Here is a 19,081-nt window from a genome sequence, read left to right on the forward strand (position 1 = left end):
TCTCTACCGGTAGATCAAGCAGACATCCCCGGAGCCAGGAAAACTGAAGACCTTCCTCTCGCCACCGCATGCCTCCTTCCCTCACCTATACACAATCCTCGCCTCCCTCTTCACCAGCGCAAAATAAATCCGCTCCACCCGACAGGCCGCACTCCTCGCGCTCGCCTCGTACCCCGCCGCCGGCCATCCGAGCCGCGGGCTGCCATCGGCCGATATCAGCCAGTACCAGCGCTCGTTGAAGCCGGTGAATTCGATCTTGAAGATCCGCCCCATGCAGGTTTCGCCGTCGAAGCCGATGAAATCGTCGCCCGGCTTTTCCTTCCAGGCGTGGCGCCATTTGCCCCTGGGCCTCTCGCCGCTGGCGATCATCTCCCAGCTCTTCCAGCCGTTATAATCCGATCGCGCCGTCAGCGAGCCGTCATAGGGTTTCCGGTCGAACTCCATGCAGCCTTCGAGAAAGACGGCGACGGACTCGCAGACATCACGCCACGCCTTATCGTCGCGCCATGTCAGCCTGTAGGCGAGTTCATCGGATACGTTGCGCAGCGCCTCGGCGATGGCGAAGGCGACGCCTGCCTTGCTCGCCGGCCGACCCTTTGCCTTGATGTCGAGATGGGTACAGAGGAAATCCGCTGCATCACGCGCGATGGCATGGATAACATGCGGTTGCCGGCGCTTGCCGATCGCATAGCCGCCGAAATCCCGGATCCGGCGCTGCGATTGCTTGCGAAAGCTGGTGTTGAGGAACGACCGTAACAGCGTCCCGGCATCGTCTTGCATGCGTGTCCTCTCCTCGTGAGGATGTTTGCCGCATGGTTTCGTGAATGGCTCCCGCCCGAGCCGGCGATATCAGCGCAATTCCGGACGCAGGACCGCCACGCGCTTTTGCCGGAACTGTTCTAGATCAGCGTCGGCTCCGGATCGTCCTCGACCTCGTCGAGAATCTCCGGCCCGTCATTCCGCGGCGAGCCGACGCCCCGGCCGATCTTCCACATCGTCATCAGCTCGGCCGGAAAGGGCTTCATCAGATCGCCGGGGTCTGGCTCCGGCGACAGCCACCTTTCATAATCCTCGCGATGCAGGATGACGGGCATGCGGTCGTGAATCGCAGCCATCATCTCGTTCGGCTCGCAGGTGAGGATGGCGAAGTTGCGGATCGACACGCCGTTCTCATCCTTCCAGGTCTCCCAGATGCCGGCGAGCGCGAAGGGAGCGCCGTCCTTCATCGCGATCGCATAAGGCTGCTTGTTCTTGCCGGTCCCGAGAATATCCTTCCATTCGAAGAAGCCGTTGATCGGCACCAGGCAGCGGCGCGAACGATAGGCCGCCCGGAACATGCCGTTGGAAGCGACGGTCTCACAGCGGACATTGACCAGCGGCCGCCCGCCGGGCTTCGCCCAGGAGGTTATCAGCCCCCAGCGGGCGGCGGCGAAGATGGGACCTGATGTATCCGGCTCGCGCACGATGTCGCTGACGATGATCGGATAATCCTGCGACGGCGCGCCGTTCCACCGGGGAAAGCGATTTCCAAGTCCATCGATATCCCCGCCCTTCACGGCCAAGGGGAAATTGCCGATCAGTTCCTCAAGAGAAGTCCTGACGAATATACGTCCGCACATGCAGTGCTCTCCACCGGTCGAAATTGTATGTTCCCATTATGTTCTTGGTCGCAATGGTGTCAACCAAACCTCAGTTGTGTGCGAGAATGCCCGCCGACCATTCAAGCTCGTATGAGCCCGGCGCGCCGGAACAAGCCGAAGCGCACCACCAACCTGCGATAGTTACGCGGATGGCCGCCCGACGCGGCACTATGGAAAGAGTTGGCTAAAAACACAATCTTTGCGAGAGTATCCAGCTCAAAAATGAAAGGCAATACTATTTAGAAAACCAAAATATTGCTTTGAGTTCTCAAAATAAAATTCTCTCCGCCAGTATGTCATCCTTAGTTTTTCATTAAAAATGCAATGAAAAGACACAATTTTGCATTGAAAACTTAATCGGCGCTTGGCATAGATCCCCGAGGATTGTCATCCGCTGAGCAATAAAACAGCTCTTTCGGGGATGTCTCATATTGCCGAGTACAACGCATCTTTTGGGAATATTCTGGACACGAACGGCGCCACAATTACCAAGACCGGCGCTGAGTTCGAAGCGTATGATATTATCCGCTACTCGAATGCCACGCCTCTCGCCGCTGTCGCCCTCACCGTCTCCGATTCCAGCGTGGCAGACCTCGCCGACGAGCTGGGTTCGGTTTCCGCAAGCGTACGGGGCTCGAGCGGCGACAACACGATCACGACCGGTGCGGGCAACGACTTGCTCAATGGTGAAGCGGGCAATGACACGCTGAATGGCGGCGACGGCAATGACGAGATTTACGGGGGCGTCGGCAACGACGTCATCAAAGGTGGCGCGGGTAACGACACGATTAGCGATGGAGATTATTTTTCCAATGTCGCTGAGATCTTCAATATCGATGCGGGCGATGGCAACGACAAAGTGATTTTGTCCAACGGCCCTTTCGCCAAAGTGTCGGGAACGATCGACGGCGGCGCCGGCACGGACACGCTGCAAGCCAGCGATCTGAGAGGCCTGACGATTAAGAATGTCGAGATCCTGCAATCGGTGACTTCCGGTGTGACGGCATCGACCGCACAGCTCGAATCCTTTAACAAGATCATCGGTTCAGCCTCCGACTCTTCCGTCCAGCTGCTCTTGACGGATAGCGCCCATGTCGATCTCTCCGACGAGTTGACAGGCACGCTAAATTACATCTTCGGCAATGCTTCCGGTATCGACGTCACGACCGGAAGCGCTCGCGACCTTCTTACCGGAACTGCTGGCAACGACATCTTAGACGCCGGCGACGGCAACGACTATATCAATGGCAATGGCGGAAATGACCGGCTAATCGGCGGCAAGGGCGATGATACAATCGTCGATGGTCAAGTTTCCAGCTCTGCGCCGGAAGTGTTCGACATCAATGCGGGCGATGGAAACGATGTAGTAATTCTGCAGACACCTTCTCAGGGACTTTCCGGGACAATTGATGGCGGTGCCGGAATAGATACACTGCGAGTCGCCAGACTAGCAGACCTGACGATCAAGAATTTCGAAAATCTTGAAACGAATGAATACGGTTTTACCGGTTCAACTGCACAGTTAGAGAGCTTTGACAAGATCTCGGGAATGAAGGATGCCTTTGGCTCCTCTTTGGCCGTCTTGAGAGTGACGGACAATTCCCACATCGATCTTTCCGACGAGCTTGGGAGCAGTCGGGCTAGCATCATTGGCACGGTCTCCGCCCTCGACGTCAAGACCGGCAATGGTGACGACATATTTACGGGAACCGCCGGTAACGACATTTTCGACGGCAGCGGCGGCAACGACACGATCAACGGCAATGCCGGGAATGACAAATTAACCGGCGGCGAAGGCAACGACCAGATCTTCGGCGGCGTCGGAAATGACATCATCAAAGGTGGCGCGGGCGACGACAAGATCACCGATGGCGACAATATGTCCACCGCCCCTGAAGCCTTCGATATCGATGCCGGCGACGGCAATGACGCCATCAACCTGCAGACACATTCTTCCGCGATTTCCGGCGTGATCGACGGCGGCGCCGGCACCGACACGCTGCAAGTCATCAAGCCCACATTGGGCCCGGGTATGGAATTCATCGGGCTTGCCGGTCTGACAATCAAGAATGTCGAAATTCTTGAAACGGCGGGAGCCGAGGTCCTCGCTTCGGCTGCGCAGTTCGAAAGCTTCGACAAGATCGTCAAATACGACAAGCCGGGCTACGAGAACGACGTCCTTGCACTGACGTTGATGGACAGCGCCCGAGCCGACCTCTCCGATGAGCTGGCAAACCGTCACGTCGACATCTTCGGCACCGCCTTCGGCATCGACGTCAAGACCGGCGGCGGCGACGATTACTTCTTCGGGACCGACGGCAACGACCGATTCGAAGGCGGCGGCGGCAACGACGTGCTCTTCTGCGGCGCGGGCATCGACACGGCGGTCTTCTCCGGCAATTTCGCCAAATACTCCTTCGCGTTGAACAATGGCAGCCACATCCTGACGAGCGCCGTGGAGGGCAAGGATACGCTGACCGATGTTGAATTCGCCCGTTTTGCCGACGGCGTCTACGACTTCGCTAAGGAAAAGTTCACGCCCGACGGCAGCAACAGCGCACCGACCAATATCCAACTCTCGAAAACCTCCCTGCTGGAGAGCACACCGATCTGGACAACGCTCGGCCTGCTCACCGCCAAGGACGCCGATGGCGACACCCTCACCTACACGCTCATCGACGGCGCCGGCGATCACTTCCGGCTGAAGGGCAACCGCATCGTCACCTCGAAGGCGCTGGACTACGAGACGGCCAAGTCGCACACGATCAAGCTCGCCTTCTCGCGCAGCTCGATCTCGGAGAATGTTGCGATCGGCACCTCGGTCGGCCTTCTCTCCGCCGTCGATCCGGAAGGCGGCGCAGTGAAGTGGCGGCTGACGGACGATGCCGACGGCATCTTCAAGCTCGTCGGCAACAAGATCCAGACCAAGGCTGCGATCGACTACGAAAGCACCCACAGCCTGACCTTCACCGCCGAAGCCTACGACGCGGCCGGCAACGCCACCAGCCACGATTTCACCCTCGCCGTGAAGGATGTCTTCGAGCTGTCATCCTCCAGCCTGCTGCATGACGCTTTGATCTGATCGCGGCTTTGCCGGCAGACGCAGCGATGCGTCGTGACTGGCTTTCAGCATCGGTGGGACTTGCAATCCCGCAAGCCCCACCGGCCGCAATTTCAGGCGCTTGCCCGCAGGCGGAGGCAGCGAGGCCGGCTGTAACGTCGAGACACCCTGCGAAAATGCCGCTCCACCTCGACGCTCGTTTCAGCTATGATTCTCTGCTCATCCGAGGAACGTCCGCATGCGTCTGCTTACCTTCATTCTCGCCCTCGGCGTCTCGGCGTTCGCGGCCGCGCCTGCCGCGGCGGAGACCTACAAGACGCCGAAGGCGCTGCTGAAGGCGCTTTACAGCTACGACACCGACAGAAGCGATGCCGAAGCGCCCTCGCCCTATTCGATCTTCTTTTCCGACCATCTGAACAAGCTGCTCCAGGCCGATCTCGACAACACACCGGAGGGTGACGTCGGCGCGGTCGATTTCGACCCCGTCATTGCAGGACAGGACGGCGAGGCGAGCAACGTCAGGATCGGCCAGCCGATCCTGCTGGATGACAAGGCCGAAGTGGAGGTTCAGTTCGAAAACGGCAAGGAGGTGACGCTCTTCTACAGCCTGGTCCGCGAGCACGGCGGCTGGAAGGTCGACGACATCGCCGACCAGCAGGGCGATAATCCCTGGAGCCTGGGCGCATTGCTGGGTGATGCGCAGTAGATGGGGCGGCTGCCCGTTCCCCTCTCTCCGGCCTCCCATCCCGTTTCGGCACGCAATCTAGATTTGACACACAACTGCAACGATCTGCCAACATTTCGTCAAGTATCTGAATCTTCGGCATTTCCTGTCATGATAAAGCACGTGCCACAATAATGACGCTTGCCTTTTGACCGAAATGATGGCACCAATCCGCCTACTCGGGCATTTGCATGCCGGTGACTGGACTGATGTGGTATCTCTTCCTTTACGGAAGGGGCGCGGGAATACCCGCCTGCGTAGACGTTCTTTCCCCGTACGTGACTTCTCCGACTGACCCTTCGTCCCCAACCCCAATCGGGACGAAAGCTAAAGCCGTCCGCTTCCTTTCGGGGGCGCGGATACTACACAGACTAAGGGAAAAGGACGCTCCCAATGGCCACCAAAGGCACCGTAAAATTCTTCAACCAGGACAAGGGTTTTGGTTTCATCACGCCGGACGGCGGCGCAAAGGACGTTTTCGTCCACATCTCCGCGCTGCAGGCTTCTGGCATCCAGTCGCTGCGCGAAGGCCAGCAGGTTACCTTCGACACCGAGCCGGATCGCATGGGCAAGGGCCCGAAGGCCGTCAACATCTCGGCTGCCTGATACAGACTTCCGCTTCTGCGGCATGGACGGCGCTCCGCAAGGGGCGCCGTTTCTGTTTGCGGGCAGCCACGATTTGTCGATCGCACCGGCAAGTGTTATATGCGGCTTTCATCGATGACCCGCCCTGTGCGGGCCTTAGCAGCGCACTGCAATGGCAGCCTGTGAACAAGGGAACAATGATACGTCAATGACGCAGAAGAGGCCGATTTTTGCGGTCGCCCCGATGATCGACTGGACGGACCGGCATTGCCGCTATTTCCACCGCCAGATCAGCCGGCAGGCGCTGCTCTATACCGAGATGGTCGTGGCTGACGCCATCATCCACGGCCCGCGCGAGCGGCTGCTCGGCCATGATGCCGCGGAACATCCGCTGGCGCTGCAGCTTGGCGGATCGGATCCGGCCAAACTGGCCGAGGCGGTGAAGATTGCCGAGCCCTACGGTTATGACGAGATCAACCTCAATGTCGGTTGCCCCTCCGATCGTGTGCAATCGGGCACCTTCGGCGCATGCCTGATGCTGACGCCGGAGACCGTGGCCGAATGCGTCGCGGCGATGAAGGCGGTCGCGACCGCGCCCGTGACGGTGAAATGCCGCATCGGTGTCGACGAGCAGGAGCCGGAAGAGGCGCTGCCCGCGCTGATGACCCGCGTTCTCGATGCCGGCGCCGACGCGATCTGGATCCATGCGCGCAAGGCCTGGCTCAAGGGCCTGAGCCCGAAGGAGAACCGCGAGATCCCGCCGCTCGAATACGAAATCGTCTACCGGATGAAACAGCGCTGGCCCGACGTGTTCATCGGCATCAACGGCGGCATCCGCACGCTCGACGAAGCCGCCGAGCACCTTGCCAATGTCGACGGCGTCATGCTCGGCCGGGCGGCCTACCAGAACGCGGCGATCCTTGCCGACGTCGACCGGCGCTTCTTCGGCGACCCGGCGGTCGAACCCGACTGGCAGGCCCTGTGCGACCGTATGATGGCTTACGCCGAGCGCCATATCGCCGGCGGCGGCCGGCTGCAGCACGTGGCCCGCCACATGGTCGGCCTCTTCACCGGCCTGCCCGGCGCACGACGCTACCGTCAGATCCTCTCCACCGACGCGGCAAAAAGCGGGGCGGGACCGGAAGTGCTGGCGGCGGCCTTTGCAGCAGTGGATTTTTCCGGGGCGGAACCGGAGGCGGTCAGCGCCTGACGCAAGGTGACGTCGGCGCTGCTTTCGGCGACAAAAGCACGCAAGTCATGGCGCGCGGTAGATAGCCCGCTCGATGGCCGCTCGCCGCGTCACTCGCTCGTTCAGCTGTCATGATAACAGTCATCATCACCGCGGCATCGGCAGCACGGTTTTCGTCTCGATCCGGCCGGCCACCGAGAACACCAGGATTTCCGTCTCTCTGCCGATCCGGCTGCCATCCATCAGCCTGACGATATCGTCGACGCCGCCGACCGAGTTGCCGTCGATAGCAAGAATATAGTCGCCCTCCTGCAACCCGCCCTTTACCGCCGGCCCTTCCGGTTCGACACGCCGGATGCGGACGGACGTCGTTTGAAGCGTGCCCGCGGCAAGCGCAACCCTGCGCGGCAGCACGATGGTGTCCCCGGCGATGCCGATGAAGGCGCGCCTGACTTGGCCATAACGAAGAATTTCCGAAACGACGAAATTGGCCGTGTTCGACGCAACAGCGAAGGCGATGCTCTGTGCGCCCTGGATGACGGCGGTGTTGACGCCGATGACCTCGCCGCTGGAAGACACCAGCGGCCCGCCGGAGTTGCCGGGATTGAGCGCGGCATCGGTCTGGATGACATCCTCCATCAACCGTCCGCTGGCCGCACGCATCGAGCGGCCGAGCGCCGAAACGATGCCGGCGGTGACCGTCCATTCGAAGCCCAGCGGGTTTCCGATCGCGATCGCGATATGGCCCCTGCGCAGACGCTGGGAATCTCCGAGCTTCGCCCAGGCCCCGGTGCTCGCATTGGCGCGGATAAGAGCGATATCGGTATCGACATCCCGACCGAGGACCCGGCCTTCGGTAATGAATCCGTCCGGCGTCGTGATGCGGACAACCTTGGCGTCGTCGACGACATGGCTGTTGGTGATGATCAGGCCGTCGGGCGAGACGGCAAAGCCCGAGCCGTGCCCCTGCCGGCCTCCCACCCGCTCGATCCGGCTGACCGCCGGCCCGACCGTGTCGACCGCTGTTGCGATCGATTGCGAATAGGCATCGATCAGCGCCCCGTCATTCTGGGGCGCTATGTCCTTATCCATGTAACCCATGATCTGATCCTCAGGCGGCAGGCGGCCGTCCCGCCGCCGGCAAAGCAATCGCGGTTGCGATCGTTCGCCATGGCGTGTTGTGAAGGATTTAGATGGTTGGGCGTGCGTCCGTGTTCAAGTCAGCGCCAGTGGGCCTGCAGAGGAAGGCGCATACACCTACCCGGAAAGATATATCGAGCTACCTCGACAGATATATTGATCTAACAGAAATAAAATGGCTCATTGCGATCGTTCACCGCTATCTCGGCCGGGTTGAGAGCCGCCGAGCTGCCGGAGAACAAGAGTATGGCTGCAGCACGCGGCCAGGCGAGGACCGTCCACATCCCCTCACCGTCCGAGGTGGACGGCACCGCGCCCGTTCAAAAGCATACAAACTTCCGTAATATCAATATAATAGAACGAGGAATTCAATAAGCACATCATCACGTTTCGAGTGGAATCCGATTCCCTCAGGCGCGACTTTGTTGCCCGCTGGCGTCGCGGCGCTCGTGGCCGCCCAATCCGCCTGTAACGTCTTGTTTGATTCAATCCAACCCATCAAGGAGCCATGACATGAGCACAGTCACAACCAAGGACGGCGTCGAGATCTTCTACAAGGATTGGGGTCCGAAAAGCGCGCAGCCGATCATGTTCCATCACGGCTGGCCGCTGAGTTCGGACGACTGGGATGCCCAGATGCTGTTCTTCCTCGAGAAGGGCTACCGCGTGATCGCCCATGACCGGCGTGGCCACGGCCGCTCCACTCAGGTCGGCGACGGCCACGACATGGATCACTACGCCGCCGATGCCGCAGCCGTCGTCGAGCATCTCGATCTCAGGAACGCCATCCATGTCGGCCACTCCACCGGCGGCGGCGAAGCGACCCACTATGTCGCCCGCCACGGCCAGCCGCAGGGTCGGGTCGCCAAACTTATCATCATCGGCGCCGTACCGCCCCTGATGGTCAAGACGGATGCCAATCCGGGCGGCCTGCCGATCGAAGTCTTCGACGGCTTGCGCCAGCAGCTCGCCGCTAATCGCGCGCAGTTTTATTACGACCTGCCGGCCGGCCCCTTTTACGGCTTCAATCGGCCGGGTGCAAAAGTGTCGGAGCCGGTCATCAACAATTGGTGGCGCCAGGGCATGATGGGCGGCGCCAAGGCGCATTACGACGGCATCAAGGTCTTCTCCGAAACCGACTTTACGGAAGACCTGAAGATCATCACCGTGCCGACCTTCGTCATGCACGGCGATGACGATCAGATCGTGCCGATTGCAGCTTCCGCCCTGCTCTCGTCCAAACTGCTGCAGAACGGCACGCTGAAGGTCTATGAGAACCTCCCGCACGGCATGTGTACCACGCATGCCGGCATCATCAACCCTGACATCCTCGCCTTCATCAAGGACTGATCCGCTTGGGCCGCCGGGCGCCTATCGATCGCCCGGCGGCATGCAGACGCTGCCGCCCCCGCTCGCGCCCTCTACTCGAGCTCCACGAGGGATGCCGCGTCGATCCGTTCGCGGCCGTTTACGCATTTTCCGATGAAACCGTTTCCGCCGAATTGCGTTTAGCGGCCATGAAAAGAGAACGAGAACCCTCTTCAAAGGCCTATCGCCAGGACCGTTTTGAAAATACCGAGCGGACCGCCAAGGAAACCATCGAGGCGGAGCAGCGGGCTCGCCGGGAGAAAACGAAACGGCTGAAGGAATTGCGCCTGTCGCAGCAGGGCAGCAAGGAACCTTCCCCGCGCTAGGAATCTCAGCGCGCGCAACGGCTGCAGCGACGCTAATGTCAACCTGCCCGCCGCCTCGCCGGCGCATAGCTGCAATTGTTTAGTCGTCAGACGTTCGCCCATCTTGCATCGCAAAGAACGCGAAATTATCTTTCGTTGCACAGTAGCGATTCACGGCATCGAAAAGGGCAGATTGCGATGTCAGACAAGCTGTTCAACACGCGTGACGAACCGCTCGCTTCCGAAGACCTCGATGTGTGCAGGCGCGTCCACGAAGCCCTTTGCAGCGGGCTACACATAGATAGATCAGGTGCGGAAGCCGATCGTCTCGGCGCTCTCATTATCGAACTTTACCGCCAAGGTGTGCACGACGAGAACCAGCTTCGGTTGCTGGCCGGCGGAAGGTGCTGACAGCGTGCCTGGACAACCCTGATTCGGGCATCAGCTTAGACGCCTCCCCATCGAAAAGTTTTACCGCCGCCTCGGCCCTTTGGGCGGCCGGCATGTCTTCGACAAGGCCCGGCAGAGACCGGACGCGGCATCGCCCCTTCATTGGTTCGAGGGGGCAATGCGGATCAGTGAGGCACTCGGGCAATTCCAGCAAAAGTGTGTAACGGTTTTGCGTGAGGAATTGCGTGAAAACAAAGAGATAGAGCATTTCCGTGATTCGAAGAAAAACGGAAATGCTCTAAGATCAGAGGCCTGTCGCCTCAGAGCCGGTGGCGGAGGTTTCCGTCTCGTCCACGCTTTGCACGGGCTCGGTGGCGCCCGCCGTCTCCTCTGTGCTGCCCGTGCCTGTCTCAGCGGTTTCCGCAGGGGCGGCAGGATCAGTCGTCTCGATCTCGGTGGCTGTCTCGGTCTCCGCCACTGGCGTCTCCGCCTCCGGGGCCGCAGCCGCCAAGGCATCTCTCATCTGGTCGATCGTTCCGACGGCCGTCCCGACGCCGAGCGTGTCCTTTGCCCAGCTCAAAGCTTCCGTGCTGACCGTGCCGGTCTTGGTGGCGGAAGCAAGCGCCGCCGTCAGAGCGGCATCTCCCAACACCGGATCGTCAGCCGGCGGAGCAACGCCGTTCGCCAGTTCATACTGAGCATAGGCCGTGGCGAAGGCTGAAATCGCCGCCACCTTGGGATCGGCTGCATTCATCAGTGCGTGGTAGTTGCGCTTCAGCGAGTTCAGCCCCGCAAGCTCCGCCGCTGTTTTCTTGGCGGGCTTTGTCGCAGGCGCTGAGGCGATAGCCGTCTTTTTGGCCGCGCCCTTCGTGCTGACGCTCTGCTTGGCCGACTTCGTCTTGCCGGTCTGGACTGACTTGCTGGCGCCTTTCGCGCTGCCGCCGCCGGCAGTCTTGCCGCTGGAGGTGGCACTGCCCTTTCCGCCGCCGCTCTTGCTGCTGCCGCCGCCATGACTGCCGCTGTTACCACTACCGCCGCCGTTGCCGCCCTTGGCGAAAGCGGGCGAGAGATCCGTAAAGATCATGTTGAGAGGTGCGAGCGCCACAGTCGTGGAGAGACAGAGAACGCCGAGAAGTCTGGAGAGCCGCATGATAGTCCTTCCGATACACAGGAATGCCGTTACATCGCGACTATTGAAACAGCCGGCCCATGAAGATCTAATTGAGCACCTGCTTATAATTTGAACTTTCCGTCGAAATATTGCCACAGAAGACGCTCCACCCGTCCCAAATGAAACCAAATCCCTTCCGCAGCGTTAAGCTGCAGATACCTTCGTTTACCCAAGGTGAGTGGTATGAATAGATTCGCCATCATTGCCCTGTCGATAGCGACGGCGTTCTCTGGAATGCCGGCTTCGGCAGGCCCGGCATTCGTGCCGAGCCCAGTGCAATCGGCGGTCCAGCCGGCGCCGGCGGATACTGATGCCCGGATCATGACCGTCGGCTGCAGTCCATACAGCATAGTCTGCTCCCGCTACGGCGAGACCCGCAGCTATCACCGTGACCGCGACCGTCGCTATTACCGAGACCGCGACTACTATCGGGGCGACCGGTACTATCGGGACGACCGCTATGGTCGCTATGATCGTCGTTATTACCGCCGATATCGCGACCACGACAATACCGGCGCCATCATCGGCGGCCTCGCCGCCGGCGCCCTCATCGGTGGCCTGATCGCCTCTCAGCCGCGCGCCTATCGCTCCACCGGCTATAGCTCGCATGCCGAATATTGCTATGCCCGCTATAGGTCCTACCGCGCCTACGACGACACCTACCAGCCGAACCACGGCCCACGCCGGCAGTGCCGGTAATTCTAGTCCGCCCGTTCTGATCCAGCCTCGCATGAAATGCGAGGCTTTTGCCGTCCAAGGCCTCGCCTGCGGCCCCGAACCATGCTTCTCATCGGTCGGCCGTTATGCTTGTCTATGCCACCGGCCGCCGATTGCCTTTTGAGCGCCGCATGGGTGGATGATCAATGATCTCAGGTGATATGGCAAAACCTGCCGGCGGGGCGTGAAATCGAATACCGAAAGCCAACGAAGCGACTGGAAGATCTACTGGGAGCCTGAAAAAGGTCATGGGCCCAGTCCGGCGGGTCGATGATCAAACAGCCAACATTCATGTCGAGAGCCACCCGTTCCACCATCACCCTTCAGCTAAATCACGCCGCCCCCGCCGCCATTCGCGCGCGCACCTCTAGAAACGCCATCGTCAGCTGCGCCAGCACCGGCGAAGTCACCGTCCCGTTCGCCCCGCCGACCGGATCGACGATGTGGATCCGTCGGAGATCCTCCATGAACTTGTCCCAGAGCGGCTGGCCACCCTCTTCCAGCAACTGCGCGCGGATGCTCAGATCCTCGCTCACCGGCAAATGGCGCCGTCCCCAGGCGCCGATCATCGCGAAGAGGGGAACGAGCTGGATCGCCGGCTCCGTCAAACTGTAGATCGCCTTCTGGCTGTGGCTCGGATCGTCCCGCTTGCTGATGAAGCCGAGCGAGAGCAACCGTTTCAGCCGCGCGGCCAGAATGTTGGAAGCGATCCGCTCCTCCGAATGATTGAGCAGATCACGGAAATGCCGGCGGTTGCCGAACATGATGTCGCGGATGATAATCAGGCTCCATCGATCGCCGAGCACCTCCATGGCCAGGTTGATCGGGCAGCCGGACCGCAATTCTATATCCACGAAGCATCTCCTGCAAAAACCAGTTGCATTATAGGATCGCTTATGCGAGAAGACAACTAGTTTCGAACTGCAATCAGATGGAGGAGAACATGTCCAAGGTGCGCGTTGCGGGATTTTCCGTTTCCATCGATGGTTTCGGCGCCGGACCGGAGCAAAGCCTGAATGATCCGCTCGGAAAGCGCGGACCGGAGATGTTCCAGTGGTTCTTCCACACGCGCACTTTCCGCGCGATGATGGGCAAGGACGACGGCTCGACAGGCATCGATGAGGATTACGCCTCGCACGCCATGGCCAATTTCGGCGCCTTCATCCTCGGCCGCAACATGTTCGGCCCCATCCGCGGCGAGTGGCCGGATGATGCCTGGAAAGGCTGGTGGGGTCCTAACCCACCCTATCACGCGCCGACCTATATCCTCACCCATTATCCGCGCGAGCCGATCGTCATGGAGGGCGGCACAACCTTTCACTTCATTACCAGCGGCATTCATGAGGCGCTCGATCAAGCGAAGGCAGCAGCCGGCGATAAGGATGTGAAGATCGGCGGCGGAGTGGCGACCGTCCGCCAATATCTGCAGGCGGACCTGATCGACGAGCTGCATTTCGCCGTCTCGCCCGTGGTACTCGGCATGGGCGAAGCGATGTTTGCGGGCATCGACCTTCCCGCGCTGGGCTTCCGCGTCACCGAGCATGTCGCCAGCGAAAAAGCCACGCATATCGTGCTGGCGAAATAACCGAGCCGCCGGTTCAATCCGGCGTGAGCGGCGTCGGAAGCACATTCATCCCGACGCCAGGACGAGGCGGCTGCCGAGCCGACTCACCCTGCGTCAACAACGTCATATTTTGCCCATGCTTTTCATGGCGTTGTCCATATGCATCCTGCAGTCGTCCATCTTGTTGGCCATCATGGAATCCTTGGCCATCATCATCTCCTTGGACGCCATTTCCTTCTTTTCCTTCATGGCCGGATCGGTCATGGCGTGCATGTCTGACTGCATTTTCATCATCGACGCCTCGTCGCATTTCATCATCGTATCCTGCGCAAGGACAGGCAGCGCGGATGCGGCGGCGACAACGATGGCTGCAGCGGGAACGTGCCGCGGCGCGGGAAGACATGCATAAATCAAGGACTTGAGATTAGCCCGGCATTACCCGGTAGACGCACGCCATGCCCTCGACGCCCCGAAGCGGAGCCTCGAAGGCGACCAGCCTATGGCCGGAGAGCAGCCGGCTGACATCAGGCGCCGAAAACAGGGCTTCGGAAAGACAGATCTCGCCAGCCTCGGCCAATGATTGCACCCGTGCCGCGACATTGACGGTCTGCCCGAAATAATCGAGGTTGTCGTTCAAGGTCACGGCGATCGACGGACCGCAATGGGCGCCGATTTTCAAGATGATGCTGGGATCGCCATGCTCGCCGTTGAAGCGCTCGATTGCTTCAAGCATATGCAGAGCGGCCGAGATAGCGTCGCTCGGGCGGGAGAAAGCAGCCATCACCGCGTCGCCGATTGTCTTGACGATTGCGCCCGAATGCTCCTGCACAGTGGCGCCGAGCAAGGCGAAATGTTCACGCACCAGTGCATAGGCATTGAGATCGCCGAGCCGTTCGTACATCGCGGTCGAACCCTTGAGATCGGTAAAGAGAAGCGTCACCTGACGGATGCCGAGGCCCTCCCTCTCATCAACGCATTCGGAGCGAAACAGCCGCCGAAACGTCTGGCGCGCAAGCAGCATCCCACCCGACATGTAAGGATCGAAATCAAGAACAGGCTTGGTGACCTGCGCCCGAATCTCGGACGGCCAGTTGATAAGGAGCAGCGAGCCGCGCACGGCAGCCGAGTTCTCGACTTCGACAATGACCGAGCCGGGCCGAACCGCCGAGGACGAAGGGCAAAAACACCGCCCGTCATAGCCGATCCTGAGGAGTGCAGGCGCCGCAACTGGTTCGCCTGCCACCGGCAGCACGAAGCTCGCCTGGGTCGCGACATTGATGCCGGCGAGCGCACCGGGGCCGAGTTCAGCCCTGATCGTCGTGACTGAACCCGGCGCCAGGAAGGAAAGGCCGCGCACCAACCCTTTCAGGACGTCGAGAAAGCGGACCTGCTGACCGGGCAGTCGCGCATCGCTGAGAAACCGTGCCTTCCAGTGAAAATCCTCGACCGAGAGCGAGCCGGGATCGTGAAAGGACAGCCGGCGCAACTGCGGCGACACAGTGAAGGTGACCTCGATGAAATCGTCGAGGTTGGTTTCGCCGGAGACGTCGCACAGGCCGCAGACATAGTGAGTCTTCAGCGTCCTCAAGGCGCCGAAGCTCTCGAGCACCATTCCGGATTGAGGACACACGACGTCCCAGCTCATTTCAAACAAACCGCTGCGCGTCGCATGCAGAAAGAGATCGATGCTTTCCCCCTCCGAAATTGCGCGGTCGTGCGCGAAGGTCAGCGGATTGATGCGGTAGAGCGACAGGTCGTCACCACTGTGAATCAGGCTTTTGAATTTGTCGATGATTCGCGGGCTCCAGGACCGAACCTGCTGCATCTCGGTCATCTTGCTCTCAAGGAGCCGCTCCTGAACGTCAGTCATCTGACGCCTCACAACGTTCGGCCGGGCCATGTGACCGGGGATCGCCGTGATTATAACAGACGCGGGATCAAACGGCGCCTGGCCGAGCAGAAGTCTTACGGGTTAGCCCGGAAAGGCGGCGTCGGGTTTTCAGAAGCTTTTCCCGCTCGACGTCGCCTGTTTCGGCATTCACCATTTGCGACATTGCCTTTCCGGACAGGCGTCAGGGGACCCATAACGCTCAGCAATCCTGTTTCAGACTGTCGTCAAATAAGCATGTCCAAATAGCTGTGGTATTGCTGCAGAATGAGCGTAGAGTGAGCGTCATCGGCCCGTGGTATATCGGCGAGACCGCTTGAGAGATGATACGTGCTCTTGCCGTTTTATAAAGGGTGCGAAGATGCTCTTGTCGCCCATCTCACTTGACGATCAGGACATAACCCTCGTCACCGATGCCGTCCGGCAATGGTGCGGGGAGAAGAAGCTCGATATCGACAGCATCGAAGGACGCCGCGCCATTACGGTCGCGGTCGATCTTCTCCAGATGGACATCAGCCGTGACCGGCTCTTTGCTGAACTGTCGAAGCAACTGGACCATTAGCAGGATCCGATAGCTGCCCGGTACACCGATCCCGGCTAAAGCATGGCGCACAAAACGCGTGCGGGGGTTTCGCGATGCCGGCATGCGCGTGCCTAAAGTGCGGAGGATGAATCTGAAAGATCGCCGCATCTGGGCTTTCCAGCGATGAGCGGATGCGCCTGATCAGCAGCAAGACGGAATATCTCGATCTTTACGGGCGGCTGAAAGATCTCTGGCTTCCCGTCTCGCGCGACGCCGGCACGCTGCTCCACATGCTGGCGCGCAGCTGCCGTGCTCACACGATCGTCGAGTTCGGCACGTCCTTCGGCATCTCGACCCTCCACCTTGCTGCAGCACTGCGCGACAATGGCGGTGGCCGGCTGATCACCAGCGAGTTCGAGCCGTCGAAACCCAGGCGGGCGCGCGAAAACCTGACGGCCGGCGGCCTCATCGATCTCGTCGAAATCCGCGAAGGAGATGCCCTGCACACCCTCGGCACCGACCTTCCAGAAACCATCGACCTCCTGTTCCTCGATGGCGCCAAGGGCCTCTATCGCGATATCCTGGAACTGGTGGAAGACCGCCTGAGACCCGGTGCCCTCATCGTTGCCGACAATGCCGATCTCAGCCCAGAATATCTCGCCCGCCTTCGCTCCACCGCCGCCGGCTATCTCTCTGTCCCGTTCGAGGAGGACATCGAGCTGTCGATGCGGAGTTGATGATATCGGCAACTTGCTCGCGCCGGAGCCCGCGGTCCCCATGGGCTGGCAGCTGAAGGTGGCGCGCCACCACAAGCGCCGGGCGGCACCGTCCGCCCGGCTGCATCGAGACAAACCGCCCCTCCTAAAGCCGCTTTTCGAAGAACGTATCCGGATATGGATCGTCGTTGAACCGCTCGATTTCGGTCCAGCCGGTGCCGCGATAAAGCTGTTGCGCCTCGGCAAGCGCGCTGTTGGTATCCAGGCGCAAGAGCCGCACGGACAGCTCCTGGGCGATCGTCTCGGCGGCGGTCATAAGGCGCTTTGCCAACCCAAGGCCGCGCGCCGATGGGGCGACCCAAAGCCTTTTGATTTCCGCCACGTCGCCGCCACTGCCCTTCAATCCGACACAGCCGATCGGGAGGCCGTCGGACATGGCGACCAGAAATGCACCGTGCGGGCGGATCATGTCCTTCGCGTCAGGATCACGGGAAAGCGACACGTCGAAGCCCTTTTCGAAACGGCGTGCGAGTTCACCGTAATATTCGTTCAGGCAATAGGCCGCGTCGTCATGCCGAGGATCTTTCTCCTCCAGCACGATGTGGTGACGCCCGAGCGAGCAGGCGACGAGATCCATAGCGCGCAGAAGTTCGTCCGGGCGGCGATGCCGCGCCAGAAATGCCTCCGCCTGCGCGTTGGAAAGTGCTTCATAAGCCTGAAACTCGGACCGGCCGGTGTCGGTCAACCTAGCGATGCGGCGACGGGCGTCCTGCCGGTTCGGTACCGTCTCGATCAGTCCCTCCTCCTCCAGAGCGCGCAGCAAACGGCTCATCAAGCCCGAGTCAAGACCGAGACAATCGCGGATCGCCGAAACATCCGATTGCCCGCGGCCGATCGAATTGAGGACGCGAGCGGCACCCAGCGGACGGCCGCGTCCAAGGAAAGACGTATCCAGAGCGCCAACCTCGGCGGTGACGGCGCGATTGAATCGACGGACGCGGGAGACAGGGTCACAAACCATATTATCTGACTTAGGTCAGGTAAATCTTATTTCAATTCCGAGCCAAAGCGAACTTGCGATGAGCCGAACGCCCTCGAAGGATCCGGCAGGTGCGCCGTCTTGCACATCGCCCTTCCCTCACCTAAGGCAATGCAACTTCCTGTCCGCAAGGCTGTCCAGTGCTCTGCTTTATCCTCCACGCCCTGATCGTCGTCATCCTGACGCTGCTCACCCAGATCGGCGGCGTCGTCTATCTGATCACACTTGCCGTCGTACGCGCCTTGCGCATACGCCGATTTCCGGCCAAGCTCGCGCTCTTCCTGCTGCTCTACGCCGGCGCCACCGTCGTCGCGAATCTCACTGCGCCGACGTTCGGCCGGGTCCCGCTTTCCTGCGTCGCCGACGCCGGCGATCCGCTGGTCATCCGCTCGCCGATCTATTGCGCACTCAATCGCAACTACGTGACGCCCGAACTGAGTGATCTGGCAAGAGCGCTCGCCACCCATATGGATAAGCAATTTCCCGGCACCGTCACTGTCGCGCTGGATGCGAACTTTCCCTTTGTCAACGGTTTCCCGCTGCTGCCGCATCTCTCTCATGCCGACGGAAAGAAGCTCGATTTCGCTTATTATTACAAAGATGCCGATGGCGCCTTCCTGAACGGCGCCACGCGCTCCCCGATTGGCTATTTTGCCTTCGAGGAGCCCGCCGCGGGCGACGAACTGCCCTGCGCGGGCCGCCATGACTGGCTCACCACGCGTTGGGATTTTGATGCCCTGCAGCCGCTGTTCCCGGCCTATCGGATCGAGGAGCAGCGCACCGCGGCAGCGGTCGCCTGGCTGACGACAGAAGGGGCGGCGCGCTTCGGCCTGCAGAAGATCTTCATCGAGCCGCATATCAAAAACGCACTCGGCATCACTGACGCCCATGTCCGCTTCCAGGGCTGCCGTGCCGCGCGCCACGACGACCATATTCATATCCAGGTTGAGTGAGATCCGCCGGCTCGCTTGCACGCTGCGGAAAATACGCTAGATCTTCCGCTCCAACAGTTCCATCCAACGGTTCCGAACCAAGGCGCAGCAACCATCTCCCGGGGCGCC

19 protein-coding genes and 1 pseudogene are annotated in these 19,081 nt (G+C 60.5%); 12 read left to right on the top strand and 8 right to left on the bottom strand.

Annotation, left to right across the window (positions count from 1 at the left end; translation table 11 throughout):
* Window positions 1–81 precede the first annotated feature (81 nt).
* Window positions 82–780: a hypothetical protein gene (locus tag J0663_RS00330; RefSeq protein WP_207242527.1), complete on the bottom strand. Its 699-nt coding sequence runs from the start codon at window positions 778–780 to the stop codon at window positions 82–84.
* A gap of 119 nt (window positions 781–899) precedes the next feature.
* Window positions 900–1,619, bottom strand: a complete 720-nt coding sequence (locus tag J0663_RS00335) for an SOS response-associated peptidase (RefSeq protein ID WP_207242528.1) — start codon at window positions 1,617–1,619, stop codon at window positions 900–902.
* A 442-nt stretch (window positions 1,620–2,061) separates the two neighbouring features.
* On the opposite strand from J0663_RS00335, the gene J0663_RS00340 reads away from it, so the two are divergent.
* The 4 genes from J0663_RS00340 (at window position 2,062) to dusA (ending at window position 7,220) form a co-directional block, all read left to right on the top strand.
* Window positions 2,062–4,722 (top strand): metal-binding protein, encoded by a 2,661-nt coding sequence (locus J0663_RS00340; protein WP_207242529.1) that lies wholly within the window; start codon window positions 2,062–2,064, stop codon window positions 4,720–4,722.
* Between the two features lie 217 nt (window positions 4,723–4,939).
* The gene (locus J0663_RS00345) at window positions 4,940–5,407 is read left to right on the top strand and encodes a DUF3828 domain-containing protein (RefSeq protein ID WP_207242530.1); all 468 of its coding nucleotides are present in this window, start codon (window positions 4,940–4,942) and stop codon (window positions 5,405–5,407) included.
* A 411-nt stretch (window positions 5,408–5,818) separates the two neighbouring features.
* On the top strand, window positions 5,819–6,031 hold the full coding sequence (locus J0663_RS00350; RefSeq protein ID WP_011425820.1) for a cold-shock protein: 213 nt from the start codon (window positions 5,819–5,821) through the stop codon (window positions 6,029–6,031).
* Window positions 6,032–6,218: 187 nt separating this feature from the next.
* On the top strand, window positions 6,219–7,220 hold the full coding sequence (gene dusA, locus J0663_RS00355; RefSeq protein WP_207242531.1) for a tRNA dihydrouridine(20/20a) synthase DusA: 1,002 nt from the start codon (window positions 6,219–6,221) through the stop codon (window positions 7,218–7,220).
* 126 nt (window positions 7,221–7,346) lie between these two features.
* Here dusA and J0663_RS00360 read toward each other — a convergent pair whose 3' ends face one another.
* Window positions 7,347–8,300 carry a S1C family serine protease gene (locus J0663_RS00360; protein ID WP_207242532.1) on the bottom strand — a complete coding sequence of 318 codons (954 nt, stop codon included), beginning with the start codon at window positions 8,298–8,300 and terminating at the stop codon, window positions 7,347–7,349.
* A gap of 552 nt (window positions 8,301–8,852) precedes the next feature.
* Here J0663_RS00360 and J0663_RS00365 point away from each other — a divergent pair.
* The 3 genes from J0663_RS00365 to J0663_RS31095 all read left to right on the top strand — a co-directional run bounded on the left by J0663_RS00365 (window position 8,853) and on the right by J0663_RS31095 (window position 10,423).
* Window positions 8,853–9,689: an alpha/beta fold hydrolase gene (locus tag J0663_RS00365; RefSeq protein WP_207242533.1), complete on the top strand. Its 837-nt coding sequence runs from the start codon at window positions 8,853–8,855 to the stop codon at window positions 9,687–9,689.
* A gap of 5 nt (window positions 9,690–9,694) precedes the next feature.
* Window positions 9,695–10,033 carry a hypothetical protein gene (locus tag J0663_RS00370; protein ID WP_207244576.1) on the top strand — a complete coding sequence of 113 codons (339 nt, stop codon included), beginning with the start codon at window positions 9,695–9,697 and terminating at the stop codon, window positions 10,031–10,033.
* A gap of 177 nt (window positions 10,034–10,210) precedes the next feature.
* The gene (locus J0663_RS31095) at window positions 10,211–10,423 is read left to right on the top strand and encodes a hypothetical protein (RefSeq protein ID WP_221163130.1); all 213 of its coding nucleotides are present in this window, start codon (window positions 10,211–10,213) and stop codon (window positions 10,421–10,423) included.
* 283 nt (window positions 10,424–10,706) lie between these two features.
* Here J0663_RS31095 and J0663_RS00375 read toward each other — a convergent pair whose 3' ends face one another.
* Complete coding sequence (locus J0663_RS00375; protein WP_207242534.1) at window positions 10,707–11,552, bottom strand: hypothetical protein; 846 nt, start codon at window positions 11,550–11,552, stop codon at window positions 10,707–10,709.
* A gap of 204 nt (window positions 11,553–11,756) precedes the next feature.
* Between J0663_RS00375 and J0663_RS00380 the strand changes: the two genes are divergently transcribed.
* Window positions 11,757–12,272 carry a BA14K family protein gene (locus tag J0663_RS00380; RefSeq protein ID WP_207242535.1) on the top strand — a complete coding sequence of 172 codons (516 nt, stop codon included), beginning with the start codon at window positions 11,757–11,759 and terminating at the stop codon, window positions 12,270–12,272.
* 350 nt (window positions 12,273–12,622) lie between these two features.
* Here J0663_RS00380 and J0663_RS00385 read toward each other — a convergent pair whose 3' ends face one another.
* Entirely contained in the window at window positions 12,623–13,144 is a 522-nt protein-coding gene (locus tag J0663_RS00385; protein ID WP_207242536.1) for a winged helix-turn-helix transcriptional regulator, read from the bottom strand.
* 89 nt (window positions 13,145–13,233) lie between these two features.
* On the opposite strand from J0663_RS00385, the gene J0663_RS00390 reads away from it, so the two are divergent.
* Window positions 13,234–13,875 carry a dihydrofolate reductase family protein gene (locus J0663_RS00390; RefSeq protein WP_207242537.1) on the top strand — a complete coding sequence of 214 codons (642 nt, stop codon included), beginning with the start codon at window positions 13,234–13,236 and terminating at the stop codon, window positions 13,873–13,875.
* A 102-nt stretch (window positions 13,876–13,977) separates the two neighbouring features.
* Here J0663_RS00390 and J0663_RS00395 read toward each other — a convergent pair whose 3' ends face one another.
* Window positions 13,978–14,169: a hypothetical protein gene (locus tag J0663_RS00395; protein ID WP_246590337.1), complete on the bottom strand. Its 192-nt coding sequence runs from the start codon at window positions 14,167–14,169 to the stop codon at window positions 13,978–13,980.
* Between the two features lie 109 nt (window positions 14,170–14,278).
* Entirely contained in the window at window positions 14,279–15,724 is a 1,446-nt protein-coding gene (locus J0663_RS00400; RefSeq protein ID WP_207242538.1) for an adenylate/guanylate cyclase domain-containing protein, read from the bottom strand.
* Between the two features lie 379 nt (window positions 15,725–16,103).
* Here J0663_RS00400 and J0663_RS00405 point away from each other — a divergent pair, with 379 nt between their 5' ends.
* Together J0663_RS00405 and J0663_RS00410 are read left to right on the top strand one after the other, a co-directional pair.
* A complete protein-coding gene (locus J0663_RS00405; RefSeq protein ID WP_207242539.1) occupies window positions 16,104–16,304 on the top strand; it encodes a hypothetical protein in 201 nt (66 codons plus the stop codon).
* A 122-nt stretch (window positions 16,305–16,426) separates the two neighbouring features.
* A pseudogene (locus tag J0663_RS00410) lies at window positions 16,427–17,002 on the top strand (O-methyltransferase); the annotation flags it as partial.
* 124 nt (window positions 17,003–17,126) lie between these two features.
* On the opposite strand, the gene J0663_RS00415 reads toward J0663_RS00410, so the two are convergent.
* Complete coding sequence (locus tag J0663_RS00415) at window positions 17,127–18,002, bottom strand: bifunctional helix-turn-helix transcriptional regulator/GNAT family N-acetyltransferase (RefSeq protein ID WP_207242540.1); 876 nt, start codon at window positions 18,000–18,002, stop codon at window positions 17,127–17,129.
* A 158-nt stretch (window positions 18,003–18,160) separates the two neighbouring features.
* On the opposite strand from J0663_RS00415, the gene J0663_RS00420 reads away from it, so the two are divergent.
* Window positions 18,161–18,973 (top strand): hypothetical protein, encoded by an 813-nt coding sequence (locus tag J0663_RS00420; RefSeq protein ID WP_207242541.1) that lies wholly within the window; start codon window positions 18,161–18,163, stop codon window positions 18,971–18,973.
* The last annotated feature ends 108 nt before the right edge of the window (window positions 18,974–19,081 follow it).

This window comes from Rhizobium lentis (assembly GCF_017352135.1).
GTDB lineage: Bacteria > Pseudomonadota > Alphaproteobacteria > Rhizobiales > Rhizobiaceae > Rhizobium > Rhizobium lentis.

Coding starts and splice junctions, on each gene's coding strand:
- J0663_RS00400 (WP_207242538.1), bottom strand. CDS start 15,724: ATGACTGACGTTCAGGAGCGGCTCCTTGAGAGCAAGATGACCGAGATG.
- J0663_RS00330 (WP_207242527.1), bottom strand. CDS start 780: ATGCAAGACGATGCCGGGACGCTGTTACGGTCGTTCCTCAACACCAGC.
- J0663_RS00405 (WP_207242539.1), top strand. CDS start 16,104: ATGCTCTTGTCGCCCATCTCACTTGACGATCAGGACATAACCCTCGTC.
- J0663_RS00345 (WP_207242530.1), top strand. CDS start 4,940: ATGCGTCTGCTTACCTTCATTCTCGCCCTCGGCGTCTCGGCGTTCGCG.
- J0663_RS00380 (WP_207242535.1), top strand. CDS start 11,757: ATGAATAGATTCGCCATCATTGCCCTGTCGATAGCGACGGCGTTCTCT.
- J0663_RS00390 (WP_207242537.1), top strand. CDS start 13,234: ATGTCCAAGGTGCGCGTTGCGGGATTTTCCGTTTCCATCGATGGTTTC.
- J0663_RS00340 (WP_207242529.1), top strand. CDS start 2,062: ATGTCTCATATTGCCGAGTACAACGCATCTTTTGGGAATATTCTGGAC.
- J0663_RS00360 (WP_207242532.1), bottom strand. CDS start 8,300: ATGGGTTACATGGATAAGGACATAGCGCCCCAGAATGACGGGGCGCTG.
- J0663_RS00350 (WP_011425820.1), top strand. CDS start 5,819: ATGGCCACCAAAGGCACCGTAAAATTCTTCAACCAGGACAAGGGTTTT.
- J0663_RS00375 (WP_207242534.1), bottom strand. CDS start 11,552: ATGCGGCTCTCCAGACTTCTCGGCGTTCTCTGTCTCTCCACGACTGTG.
- J0663_RS00365 (WP_207242533.1), top strand. CDS start 8,853: ATGAGCACAGTCACAACCAAGGACGGCGTCGAGATCTTCTACAAGGAT.
- J0663_RS31095 (WP_221163130.1), top strand. CDS start 10,211: ATGTCAGACAAGCTGTTCAACACGCGTGACGAACCGCTCGCTTCCGAA.
- J0663_RS00415 (WP_207242540.1), bottom strand. CDS start 18,002: ATGGTTTGTGACCCTGTCTCCCGCGTCCGTCGATTCAATCGCGCCGTC.
- J0663_RS00335 (WP_207242528.1), bottom strand. CDS start 1,619: ATGTGCGGACGTATATTCGTCAGGACTTCTCTTGAGGAACTGATCGGC.
- dusA (WP_207242531.1), top strand. CDS start 6,219: ATGACGCAGAAGAGGCCGATTTTTGCGGTCGCCCCGATGATCGACTGG.
- J0663_RS00395 (WP_246590337.1), bottom strand. CDS start 14,169: ATGAAATGCGACGAGGCGTCGATGATGAAAATGCAGTCAGACATGCAC.